Raw genomic sequence first — 12,342 nt, 5'->3', positions numbered from 1 at the left:
TGAGTTTTATCACACACAAAGCAAGAATTTGTTGTGAGATATTTGGCTCACTTGTCCTTTTTTAGAAATGTCCAAATTGGATAAAAAAAGCGCTATTGATTTAGCACTATCAAATTGGCTTAATTACCGCTTAAAGATCTTGCACATCAAGTTTTATATTCGTTAGTTGAAAAGATTAGCTGTAACAAAGATGGTGATATTCGAATCCATTACAACTTCGTAAATTCTTTCAAAGAAGCATAAAAGGCAACTACCATAAGGGTTAGTTGCCTTTCTTTAAAATGAGTTGCTACTCACATTCAACATGTGTGGAATGCTCATTATTAATAAAAAGGAAAGGAGTGACTTATGGACTAGATTACCCAACCGTTGGCTGTGCAAGGTGCCCTAATTAACTGTTGCTCGGCAGATCTTCCGAATTCATAAGCGGTTCTCGGCTAGGACCAGCTTTCCCTGCTTCCCGTAATACCAGCAATCCAATGAACAAGGACACAACGCCAATAATGATCAGCAGCGCCCCTATCTCTAGACTATAGGCTGTTAGCGCCCCATCCCGAAAAGCCATCCCGCGTATGAGACGGTTAAGCCAGTTCATAGGTAATACCCATGCGAAAATTTGAAAGGGCTCTGGAAACACAAGTGGAGTCAATTGAATTCCAGTAGCAAGAAACGACGGATACACTACGAAGTTGGTCCGTGAATTGACTTTGGACAGGTCTTTGGCAGAATATCCGATCAACAATCCCACGAGTGCCAAGGCAAAAGCATAAACTAACAATGGGATGATAAATAGATACGGCTCTGCTTCAAACCGCATCCCCCCCACCTGCTTCAACAATCCATAGCATAAGAACAGTGAAATAGAGCTAATGACAGCGTAAGGTACACTACGAATCCAAATCTGAAAAGGCGATTTTCCGTTGGCAAAGAGCTTCCCTTCCTGACGTAAACGAGGTACAATCGCACCCACTGCACTTGTTGTAATCATTAACACCACAATATTCACAAATCCAAGCACCATAAAGTCGACATAACTTGTGGTCGGATTAAACAGCATCCGCTGCTGAAGGGACAAAGGAGAAACAAGCCCTTTGAATGTTTCAGTATCCATCCCTTTTTGAATCAGACGGGTCATGGAAAGTGTCATGTTTTCTGTTACGATGATTTCCTGAATGGCGGTTCGAATACCAGTTAACCCTGAGGGAATGGTATTATCCATTAAGATACCGATATTCGTAGATAGCCCTTGCTGCTTACGCTGCTCCAACTGTTTGGGAAGCATAATGACCGCTACAGCCTTCTCATTTGCCAGTAATATTTCAGGAGCAAGTCTGCTTGCGTATACGTTCGTGACGTTCATATATTGAGAAGCATTGATTGTGGAAATCAGCTGCCGCGAATACGCGCTGTGATCCTCATCAATAACAACAACAGGTGATTCGCTAACTTGATTATGCGAAAACATCAAACCAAAAAATATAGCCGCAACAAGCGGGCCGATAAAGATAAAACGAAGGTACTTACTACCCGCTACGTGCTTCCACTCGTCAATCAGTGAGTTCATCAAGTCTCACCTCCGCCGTCATACCCGGAAGCAGATCAGCATTCGAATCCATAGATATTCGGACAAGAAACATACTTAAATCCGTTTGTCCTTTCTCACGTGACATACGCAAGTTGGCAAATTGAGGGGCGGTGGCGATCGAAGAAATAACACCATTCACCTGTGTTGTGTTTTCCAGATATGGAAAATGAACAGCAACGTTTTTTTGATTAACCTTAAGCTTTTGGATTTCACTTTCCTGAATGTAGAGGTCTGTATAATAGGTATTCTTCTGCAGAATCACAACCGGCATTCCTTGCAGCAGCTGATCTCCCGGCTTTACAGTAATCCTGTTGATCAATCCGTCATCAGGCGCGAATACATCCACTTCTCCTCCTTCAGCTGATATAACCTGCAATAGCACATCTCCCTGTTTCACCGAATCGCCTACAACCGCATTGACCTTTACAATCGCCCCTGGACTATCCTGATACAATATTGTCGTTTGCTCCACTTCAAGCACACCCTGCTTTCTACTTTCAGCCTGGCTAACAGCATCCTTTCCTTTAGTAGCAAGAAGCGAACCTCCTGCGATCAGCACAACCACCATCCCGATATAAAAACCTACTTTTATCTTCATTCTTTTATCTCTCCCATTCCCTAATCTTTATATGTTGTTAAATCTGTTGCTCTTTTTTACTTTCCATCATCATTTTTCTGACTGCATTTTCGGCAGCCTCCATAATTACTTCTCCCAATGTGGGATGGGGATGAATCGTCATAGCCAAGTCCTCCACGTTTGCCCCTATCTCTATAGCAAGTCCAAGCTCAGATATAAGTGTTGACGCCTCCACCCCAACGATTTGTGCACCAATTACGATTCCTGAGGTCGGGTTCGCCACAATCTTGACGAAACCTTCAGTTTCCCTCAATGCCAATGCTCTTCCGTTGATCGCGAAAGTGGATTTGCCCATAACAATCGGGATGGATTTTGCCTTTGCTTCCGTTTCACTTAAACCGACGCTTGCCAACTCTGGATTAGAAAAGACGACGAGCGGAATGGCTTTATAATCAACCTCGGAGGCATGGCCTGCTATGGCTTCTGCCGCAATCTTGCCTTCATAGGAAGCTTTGTGAGCGAGTGCCGGACCAGCCGTAATATCTCCAATTGCGAAAATATGCGGGATAGCCGTTCTGCACTGTTCGTCCGTCTCGATCAGTCCCCTGCTCGTCACCGGCAAGCCTATGCGTGCAAGCCCTAACTTGCCGTCTGTATTTGGTTTTCTGCCGATAGTCACTAACGCATATTCCGCTGTAACATGATGCTGCTCCTGATTTTTTAAATAATGCAGTGTAATTGAATCCGCATTCTGCACCACTTTCTCAGCTGTCGCCCCGCTTATAATATTAATACCATCGGCAAGCATCTGCCAGACAACAGGGGCCGCAAGCTCTGTCTCGAATCCCGGTAGCACTTGTTCTCCGCCCTCCAGAATCGTTACCTTTGTTCCAAATTTGGCATACATTTGCCCCAGTTCGACACCAATGTAACCACCTCCTATAACTACCAGGCTAGTCGGAACCTCGGGGAGCGACAGCGCTTCTGTGGAAGACAAAATACGCCCTCCAACCGGAAATGCTTGCAGTTCAATCGGACGAGATCCCGTTGCCAATATCGCGTACTTAAATGAAAGGGTTTGCTCCGCTCCAGATTGATTGATAATCGCTGTATGTTCATCAACCAAACTAGCCTCTCCCTCCAGAATGCTCACACCGGCGGACTTTAATAAATAACTCACTCCGCCTGCCTGCTTATTCACAATCCCCTGCTTGAAATCCTGAGCATTCTTAAATGACGCTGCCGCATCTACATTATTGAACTGTCTGAGCACATCATAGCGATGCGATTCTGCAATTAATGCTTTGGATGGAATGCAACCAACATGCGTGCAGACTCCGCCAAGTTGACTGCGTTCGACAATCGCCGTCTTCATACCAAGTTGTGAGGAGCGTAGCGCTGCTACATACCCTCCCGGCCCTGATCCAATAACCAACGTTTCTACGGATTCAAACTTATTCATATCCTGATACCTCCTGTTGAATTTTTTAAAATATGATGATCGTAATATATTATAACCATCATATTTTAAAAACGTCAACAACCGTGTTTAGCCTTTCTTGAGCTAACGTTTGCCGGATGGCTAAATTGACACCTCATATTATGACGATTATAATATTTTGAAGATAGAATTATGAAGCTGTGGAGTGATTACAATGCCGTATCCCAAAGGCCATAAGATGAAAGTGCGGAATAAAATCGTTGAAAGTGCTGCCAAGGCTTTTCGCACCAATGGTATCCACGATGTAAGTGTTCCGTTCATTATGAAGGGGGCCGGGTTGACTCATGGAGGATTTTATTCACATTTTGACAACAAAGAACAGCTCGTCGCCGAAGCCTGCCGGTATGCCATCAGCGATACCATCGCACTTCTGCAAGAAGCCGCTGACCAGGACAAGCAGAACCCCAAAATCAATACTGTCATTGATTATTATTTAAGCCCGTATCACCGCGACCAAACGGAGATGGGTTGCATTCTTCCTGCCCTTTCTGGCGAAATATCCCGCTCTTCGGAAGAGGTTCGGCAGGTATTCACCCATGAACTAGAGCGGATGATTGCTTTTATCTCCAATCTGGCGGACATTGACGCGTCCAAAGGTAGCGCACTGCTCAGTACCATGGTTGGTTCTCTTGTGCTTGCACGGTCCGTTAATGACCCTAAACTTAGTAACAGCCTTCTTTCGGCAGGCAAGCAATATGCCAAAGAGCTGGTTATGAACTAGTCTTCCATGATCCCTTATACAATTTGCAGATTTGGGTGCTGGTTGATCCATAATGTCCAGCCACGAAACACACAAAAACACGCCAATGAATGGCGTGTTTTTGTGTAAATCATAATAAGCTGCTCCTCAATCCTATTATTGTTTTTCAGCAGAATTGTTATGACTCTCACAACCTACACAAAGCTATTAGTAAGCGTAAGGTCTCAAGAAAAAACCTTCCGATGGGAGGTGAAAGAGTCATTTATTTTCATAACGTACTAACCCGTAGTTCATAAAAATACTGCACAATTGGATGCTTTAACTTCATCTTCTCGGTCAAGTTTAAAATCCGCTTTTTTCCAACTCGTCGGTCAACCAAAGCTAGTATATTCAATAAGATATCATTGCTCTCTAAGCTTTCCTCTATAGAAGTGGATAAATACTTAGTAGCCACAACGTTAAAGTTTGATTTACTTAATGATGACTGTGCTGACAAAAGCTCTTTTGCATATTCTGATATTTTTCTACTTCTAGCAATTACTATTAGACGATCCTCTGGAACGATCCCCTTAGTATCTTGTCTGACCGCTTCAATTTCTTCATTGTTGATCGGAATTTGGATATCTGAATCATTCTTAATTTCTAGATCCGTCTGATACCATCTGATTAAGGTCGTTATATCTCTCATATTGAGTACGTTCTTTTTATCTACGGCAATATAACAAATTCCTGCTTTATCAGGTAAATAACGGTAGCTGGTTGAACGATATTCGACCCTGCCATATAACGCAGGACAGAGAAAACTCTCCAGCTGTTGCTTCAATTTGCTCCAGGTCATATATCCTCCTATGTTGTATATTACAAATACCTATTGAGGCAGTCGTTCTATTATCCATAATACAATAACCAACACATCAATCATACTAAATACAAGCAACTAAAAAATTTTGTATGAATGATGTTTACTGCTGTCAGATCGCATTACTGTATCAAATGTATTATTCTTTAATTTTCAATCCCAAAATTGCAGCAAATCCAATTGCTTGTTCAGAAGGAACTTCACATCCATCTAAATCTTCCAATGAAACATTAAGTCTTTGAAATGTAGAACTACTAATATCAATCCCTTTGAGTGATGTTCGAGCAAAATTCACTTCATTTAGATCACATTGATAGAACTTTACTTAATTTGCACTCATAGTAATCAGCATTTCGCAGTGAACAATTATCGAACTTTACTTATTTTAAACTGGAAAAACCAAAAGCACTTAGATCTAAGTTACAATTCTCAAAAAGGACATTTTCCAAACTAGCTTCAGATAGATTTACACCTAATATTTTAGATTTTTTAAATTCAACTCTGTGAATAACTTCTCCCATAAAATCGGTATTTGACAAATCGCAATCTTCAAAAACAACATCTGTTAACTCAATATTTCTAAAAGACACTTCGCTAAAAGTTACATTTTTGAAAACAACTTGGAAAAATTCGATTTTATCTATCTTTTCTCTATCAATAGAGCAATTAGTTATTATATATTTAATGAGATAACACTAATCCTTAAAATATATTTCCTGAAAGTTTGATGGTTCTAAGTTTTTTGGAATATTTGGCTGTGCAATTTTTTTTGACATTTTATCACCTTTGTTCTATGATTCTGAAGCCATTGTAATTCTATGCGAATTTAGAGGTAACCGATTTTAATCAATCGGTTACCTTCATTTCAAATATTTTTCTTAAACAACCACACTTAGTTGGTCTGCTTGGTAAGTTCAAAATTATCTTGATATTGCTTAATCAGATTCTCCAAATTCAGCATAGCCAAATCATATCCCTCTACCAACTGAAAGTTGAAGAGGGGGGCGCGAAGCCGGAAATTTCCTCAAAAAGAGCAACTGTTTTTCCATATTACCAAGTCCCTTTGCCTCCTCATCTTTTGTCCATTCCTCCATATTTTTATAAATTACTTTCGTTTTTAAACATCTTTATTGTCACTTAACATGATTAAAGGGAGCAAGTAAAACCATTCGTAAAAACCAATAAAGACTCTGCTAATTGTAAAATCACCATCATTCATTATTTGAATTAGCATTAGTATATAGCTGACACAACGAAAAAAGAAGCCGTCCATTTTTGGACAGCCCCCTTTCCATTAATTATAAAATTTCTAGTAAAACTCTTTATCATGACATTGGTTACCATCTTTGCTTCAGAAGAGGTATCTCCAAAATGAAGCGACTTTCAATCTTTGAAAACTATGAGAATACTGCAATTTTACGTGCGATAGATTCTGTTAAACGAGATGCTACTTTTGGAACAGCCCATTTAATAATTGGTGTTAACACCGCACCCGATAATCCGCCTGCATGGATTTCCACGGTACAAGTCATTGTTGTTTTACCATTAACATCTTCAGCAGTAAAGTGACCGCTTCCTGTAAAATTATCTGATAAACCTTTTAGTTCAAACTTAATATTTGAAGGTTCATTCCATTCAGTAATATCTACCTGCGCTTGTATTGTTTTTTTAATACCTTTTACACTACCTTCGAATGTCCAAATAGATTGATTGTCATTTATGATTTCATGTTCTTTATAGGCCGGTACTGTTGTTGCCCATTTTTCAAGATCACTGACATAATCCCAAACTGCTTGTACATCTATTGGAATTTCTACTGTATGTGTTCCCGTTGCCATTATAATCCCCACTTCCACTACGTATGTATTGTAAATTTACATTACTACAAAATAATTATTACATAAAAAGCATAAACTTACATCACTAATTTTACATAACTTTTCTTCTTCCAATAACCTGATTGTTTGAAGAACCCAAATCTTCTAATCCTCCTAAATCTGGCTCTATACATAAAGAAAGAGCGCAACTTCACTCTAGAATTGCGCTCGTTTCAGGAAGATAGCTATTTATGAATGGCTGTTTCCTTCTTACTATAAATTTCATAAGCAAAATATCCAAATAAATAGCCTATTCCGGTTCCTAAACTAACTGTAGATATTAGAGAGATTGGGGAAAACATGCCTAAAACTACATCGATTGCACAACCAAAAAGCATTCCCATTGGTATTAAACTATCTAATAAATCTTGAGCGTCTTTTGATTTGTTCTTACCTAGGTTACCTTGGTTATATTTATGTTTAAGCCTTTCAATTACAAATACTACAATCCCTCCCACAATTACAACAGGCGCAAGAGCCATGACAAACCCCATATTAGAACCTCTTTTCAATATAGTAGTTCAGTATTTTCAACGCATCATGGCAACTACGCTTTGGGCGAAATCCAAAGGAGCAGTCTGAAAAATCATTTTCATAGATGGTATTCAGTATCTTCGTAATGCCTTTTTGAACAACCTTGTCTTCATGTTCCGGTATTCTTAGTGGTCTCTTCTTGTTTGAATTGAGCTTTGGAATATACATTCTCCTTACTGGAACAGGACGATAGCTTTTGCTTTTAAGCCTACTTACTAAATCCTCTATATTTTCTTCTAACTTTTCACTATATTGCTCTTTAGTTGTACCGTTAATCCCGTTTGCCTTCTTATTAGGTAATTCATGATGGCATTGAATTAGTGCTTGCTTATGTAATAAATGTGCAAGAGATGTAAATTTCATTTTAGGATCAGACTTTGCTAATTCTGCTATCCTTAGTAGCTTTGTTTCCATTTAGTATACCTACCTCTGTGTGTAGTAAATGTGTTCCTAGCAAGGGTGATAACTGGTAGCAGCCTTTCCTCCATCGGCATTTGGTTTCCTTGCTTTTTATCGCTTGTAGACCATACTCTTCTAAAAAGAAAAGACCGGTAGGGCCTCCCGAGTTGCCGTATCATATCAATGTATAACGTGCCAAGGTCTCTGACTTCAGAGAGGTTTTACCCTTCTTGCCTTTAACGAAAGATAAAATGTAGCTTTCTGCAGCGCTTAAAGACTAAAGTTACCTTTAGCCCTCCAAGACTCGCTACGAGCGAATGGCTAGTTCTTACCCGACGGGAATCCCACCCGCTATATGATACGACCTAAGCTCAACCGCACAAGCACCTGTTACTTTAAATACAACTCTTCACACTATCAGAAAAAAACTGGATGGCGAAATTTAAAATTTAGAATATCTCTATTTTGGTTGCATTGCCAGAACCAGGCAAAGAAGAATCCATTGCGTCATACCATACCTTAACTTTCATACCTACTTTAAGGTCTTTCCCCAGTTCTTCTTGGTTAATTGTAAACCAAGCTCCATCTTCATATTTATTAATAATTTCTTGTATAGTTAGATTGGTAATATCCTCCGTTGTAGCCCCATCAACAACTAAGATTCTATCTTCTTCCCTTGAAACTATTGTTCCGATTTCAGTTAAAGAATTACTTTCGATGTTAGATGATGTATTATTAACCTTCTCTGTACTGATTACAATTTCCTCTGCAAAACATATTCGTGGTGCTGAATCTAAACACTTATCAGTAAGATTAGCTTTTAATTCAACTTCTGGCTTTAAATTTTCAAAGCTAATAGTTTCTCCGTTTTCATTAGAAATTTTAGTATTTTCACCAATTTCAACCGACATTTGATTTTCATTTTCTTGCGCCTTTTGTGTTAAGTTTAATAATACCCTGTTATATTCTTTATTTACTTCGGTAATAACCCCTGCAATATCATAATTTTCATTCGTTACCTTATTCTCAGTTACTTCATTTTGTTTTGTAATAGTATCTCCACTGCTTTGTTGACAGCCCAATAACCCAATTGATAAAAGTGTTAACAACAAAGTTAAACTGAATTTTTTCAATATCACCACTCCCTTATATAGTTAAAATTCGTTTTAATGTACTTATTTCCCTTCTATCCTTATTGCACTAAACTGCCCCGTTGCTTTAAGTGAAATACTTCACAAACTATCAATAAGACCCTCATCATCTATTAACTAGATCTTTCACATTCTGGCCCGATTGTGGAAGAGCATAACTGACGTTTTAGTTTTAAATGACTTTATTATCACGAAACAAAATTCGTATACTGAACCAAGTTACAACTAAAAAAAGTCAACTCCCTTACGTTAAGGACTCGACTTTTTGTTGCTTTAAAATAAAGTTTGATCAAAAAGTTACGTGCCCTTCTTTCAAGAACAAATATTTTGCTCCTCAAAGTTAAGCCTAAATGTTTTTGCGCTCATTTCTTCCGCCTTAGGTAATGCCCTTAATGCTGGGTGAACAAGCCAAACAATAGCTATACATAGCACTCCAACTCCTGTAAAAGCAAAAATAATTTTACTATTAACTATAGTGGCTAAGTAACCACCTAATAAAGATCCTATAGGCATGACGATAACACTCAAACTATACATGACTGAGTTAACTCGGCCTAAAACTCTATTAGGAATAACTGATTGCGAAACCCCTGCAATTAATACATTTACTGCACCAATCGGTATCCATGCTAACCCAAAAAATAAGGTTGAAAGTATAGGTGATGAAACTAATGCTGCAGATGTCCAGCAGCACGCCCCAAGTGTGAAGCAAACAATGGATAAGATACCGACACGATATTTTCCAAGTAAGGACCCCAGTAACGCACCAATTAAAGAACCTGCGGATAACGTCGTTAATAATACGCCATACATTTCCACTCCGCCTAATGTATCAGAAAAAGAAGGCAGTATAGCCATGGTCATGCCAATACAAAAGTTAGCAATTGAAGACCCCACTAAAAATACCCACAGTAATGAATTAAAAACGATTGAAAACCCTTCCGTTAAGTTTTTTAAATAAGCCTTTATGGATAACTTTCTATGTTTCTCTTCTTTAGAACTTTGATCTGTATTCTGGGTAACTTTTAGTAAACTAAAAAAGATGGCTGCCATAGCAAAAGTTATAGAATCAACGACGTACAAACTTATTGCTCCTACAGCTACTACTAATATTCCGGCTAGGGCATTAAATATTAGATCTACCCCTTGATAAGCAAAGGAAAAAAGAGAGTTACCTTCAATTAATTCTGATTTACTAAGGATTAAAGGAAGTGCTTTTGTCTGAGTTGGATAAGCAAATTCCTCTATAAATGCAATAATAGGCATAACGATTAAAATTAGTTGAATGGAGAGAAATCCAAATAAATAGGAGATGGGTATAATTAAAATGAGCACAGATTGTAGAATTTGTGTAATCACTAAGGTCTTTTTGATACTCCACCTATCCACAAACGGTCCTGAAAGAAACTGCATTGCTTTGGGCAGTAATATTAAGAAACCCGCCAGACCCGTGTAAAAAGAGCTTTTACCCAGTTCATACACAAGCCACATGGATGCAACATAATAAAGACTATCCCCCATATTAGTGACTATTCTACCTAAAAATAAGTGAAGAAAGTTTTTGTTTTTTAGTAATAATTTCATTATTTACCCCCATAGTTAAATTTAGTTGAAACGGTTAATTTTTTTTAACATATGTATAAAAAGAAAAAGGAGTACTGTTACTCCTCTTCTTTATTACTTTTCATATCATCCATTACAGGCTCGTCAATTTGGAAAGCCATTGTGGAAATATAATAGATTTTGCTATCAGGGTGACTTGGATGGTCTTCCTTTGTTATCTCGCTAAATTCTTTCATTAGGGCGAAGTACTTTTTTATCCAATCTTTGAAGTGTTCTTCTTTTGCGGAAAATTGCCACATGGATCCTACATAACCCCATTCAGAAGGGTTCTCGCTAGCTTTATTCAATTTAAAAGCGTTCTCGGGTGCTGAAAGAATAACACTTTTGGTTCTTTCAGCCATTTGCAGAAGCAGTTGCCTGGAAGTTTCACTAATATCTGCTAGGTGTGGAAGTAATTCCGCAGAAGGAGTAAAACCTCTGGCAACAGATTGATAAAACTTCTGGATGATACCATTCTTCTCTTCTTTCTTTACAATTGAAATGAGCTGATTTTTTTCTAGTTCTTTAAGATGATAGTGAATTTTTGCCCGGGATAAATTAAAGTACTCAGATAACTGTTGACCTGTATATGGTTTTTCTAACAAACGCATCATCATCTCTGCCCGTAACGGATCACTAAGTGCTTTTAATTGACTGTGCTCTGTTAAGGTTAACATTGGTTTCATAAAATCAACTCCGTATTATAAATTTACACGGTAAAATTTATTTAACTAAATAATATCATTTATTTATTCTCCAAACAAGATGAAATGTACTATACCGAATAATAATTGCTTTTTAGAGTTTTTTTCTCTAAACAGTCCACGTTTAGGGACTGTGTTTGAATACTTTTAAAATAGCGCTAAAAACTTGTTAAAGGAGGGTCTCAAAACCTATTACCAAAAACAAAATTCCATTCGTTCATTGATTACCTTGCATCATGTCATGCGGTCACTGGTGGCAGTGTGCGGTGCGACCTATCTTGCTATGCTTACTATCTTTATGCTAGTAGTGGTGCGGTATGGGCGATGCGTGGGCTGGCAGTGGGTAGAAGTTTATCGGTATGAGCTGGCACTTATGACACCCACTTTTGATGTAAGATTCTTCACTACACTAAAAAATAAGTTTCTTATTATACAGATAGGGTAAGGGTTTGAAGTTATCGCTCCCTGTTCACACCGTACGTGAGGCTTTCACCTCATACGGCGCTCCAACTAATCCAATTCAATTTAATCATCAATACTTTATGTGTCTCAATTCTTCCGTTTCAATAAGTCGGTGCCTCCCGTAGGAGGTGAACCTCTTTTAGTCTTACGAGAACCTTATTAACCGATAAAGACTTGCCTTACATGATTAAATGATCCTTCATTAGTCTAGTGGCTATCCCTCCACGTTCATTACACGCTTCAACGGTATTGTGCCACCACTTTCACTGATATGAAGAAAAGTTATACAGTCGCTATTCTCACGACTATTTTCCTTTTCAACGCTTCGCCGAGAGTAAGCTCTCCACGTTATCAGCTTACAACGTTGAATTATGTCTATTATGGAACAATC

At 38.5% G+C, this 12,342-nt stretch carries 13 protein-coding genes; 1 reads left to right on the top strand and 12 read right to left on the bottom strand.

From position 1 onward, the window contains the following. Nucleotides 1–391: 391 nt before the first annotated feature. Genes AC625_RS11300 through lpdA form a run of 3 tightly spaced genes read right to left on the bottom strand, consistent with a single transcriptional unit; the run spans nucleotide 392 to nucleotide 3,624 of the window. Complete coding sequence (locus tag AC625_RS11300) at nucleotides 392–1,564, bottom strand: ABC transporter permease (protein WP_049681374.1); 1,173 nt, start codon at nucleotides 1,562–1,564, stop codon at nucleotides 392–394. Then, complete coding sequence (locus AC625_RS11295; protein ID WP_049681373.1) at nucleotides 1,548–2,183, bottom strand: biotin/lipoyl-containing protein; 636 nt, start codon at nucleotides 2,181–2,183, stop codon at nucleotides 1,548–1,550. Before AC625_RS11295 ends, AC625_RS11300 begins: the two co-directional genes overlap by 17 nt. Nucleotides 2,184–2,220: 37 nt before the next feature. Further along, entirely contained in the window at nucleotides 2,221–3,624 is a 1,404-nt protein-coding gene (gene lpdA, locus AC625_RS11290; RefSeq protein WP_049681372.1) for a dihydrolipoyl dehydrogenase, read from the bottom strand. A gap of 193 nt (nucleotides 3,625–3,817) precedes the next feature. On the opposite strand from lpdA, the gene AC625_RS11285 reads away from it, so the two are divergent. Further along, a complete protein-coding gene (locus AC625_RS11285; protein WP_049681371.1) occupies nucleotides 3,818–4,384 on the top strand; it encodes a TetR/AcrR family transcriptional regulator in 567 nt (188 codons plus the stop codon). A 247-nt stretch (nucleotides 4,385–4,631) separates the two neighbouring features. On the opposite strand, the gene AC625_RS11280 is transcribed toward AC625_RS11285, so the two are convergent. From AC625_RS11280 to AC625_RS11245, 9 genes are all read right to left on the bottom strand, one after another. Beyond that, nucleotides 4,632–5,201 carry an SF0329 family protein gene (locus tag AC625_RS11280; RefSeq protein ID WP_049681370.1) on the bottom strand — a complete coding sequence of 190 codons (570 nt, stop codon included), beginning with the start codon at nucleotides 5,199–5,201 and terminating at the stop codon, nucleotides 4,632–4,634. A gap of 160 nt (nucleotides 5,202–5,361) precedes the next feature. Next, nucleotides 5,362–5,517: a hypothetical protein gene (locus tag AC625_RS28365; protein WP_342670991.1), complete on the bottom strand. Its 156-nt coding sequence runs from the start codon at nucleotides 5,515–5,517 to the stop codon at nucleotides 5,362–5,364. Between the two features lie 85 nt (nucleotides 5,518–5,602). Beyond that, nucleotides 5,603–5,812 carry a pentapeptide repeat-containing protein gene (locus AC625_RS28360; protein ID WP_342670990.1) on the bottom strand — a complete coding sequence of 70 codons (210 nt, stop codon included), beginning with the start codon at nucleotides 5,810–5,812 and terminating at the stop codon, nucleotides 5,603–5,605. An 807-nt stretch (nucleotides 5,813–6,619) separates the two neighbouring features. After that, on the bottom strand, nucleotides 6,620–7,060 hold the full coding sequence (locus AC625_RS11270; RefSeq protein WP_049681369.1) for an SRPBCC family protein: 441 nt from the start codon (nucleotides 7,058–7,060) through the stop codon (nucleotides 6,620–6,622). Nucleotides 7,061–7,284: 224 nt separating this feature from the next. Next, nucleotides 7,285–7,593: a hypothetical protein gene (locus tag AC625_RS27275; RefSeq protein WP_049681368.1), complete on the bottom strand. Its 309-nt coding sequence runs from the start codon at nucleotides 7,591–7,593 to the stop codon at nucleotides 7,285–7,287. Between the two features lies 1 nt (nucleotide 7,594). After that, on the bottom strand, nucleotides 7,595–8,047 hold the full coding sequence (locus AC625_RS27750) for a reverse transcriptase family protein (protein WP_053178078.1): 453 nt from the start codon (nucleotides 8,045–8,047) through the stop codon (nucleotides 7,595–7,597). A 434-nt stretch (nucleotides 8,048–8,481) separates the two neighbouring features. Next, on the bottom strand, nucleotides 8,482–9,165 hold the full coding sequence (locus AC625_RS11255) for a YobA family protein (protein ID WP_049681367.1): 684 nt from the start codon (nucleotides 9,163–9,165) through the stop codon (nucleotides 8,482–8,484). A gap of 330 nt (nucleotides 9,166–9,495) precedes the next feature. Next, entirely contained in the window at nucleotides 9,496–10,767 is a 1,272-nt protein-coding gene (locus AC625_RS11250; RefSeq protein WP_049681366.1) for an MFS transporter, read from the bottom strand. A 77-nt stretch (nucleotides 10,768–10,844) separates the two neighbouring features. Continuing rightward, nucleotides 10,845–11,471, bottom strand: a complete 627-nt coding sequence (locus AC625_RS11245; protein ID WP_049681365.1) for an ArsR/SmtB family transcription factor — start codon at nucleotides 11,469–11,471, stop codon at nucleotides 10,845–10,847. Between the last annotated feature and the right edge of the window lie 871 nt (nucleotides 11,472–12,342).

The organism is Peribacillus loiseleuriae (genome assembly GCF_001183985.1).
GTDB lineage: Bacteria > Bacillota > Bacilli > Bacillales > DSM-1321 > Peribacillus > Peribacillus loiseleuriae.
The sequence above is the reverse complement of the archived record's forward strand: the minus strand, read 5'-3'. Positions and strand labels throughout refer to the sequence as shown.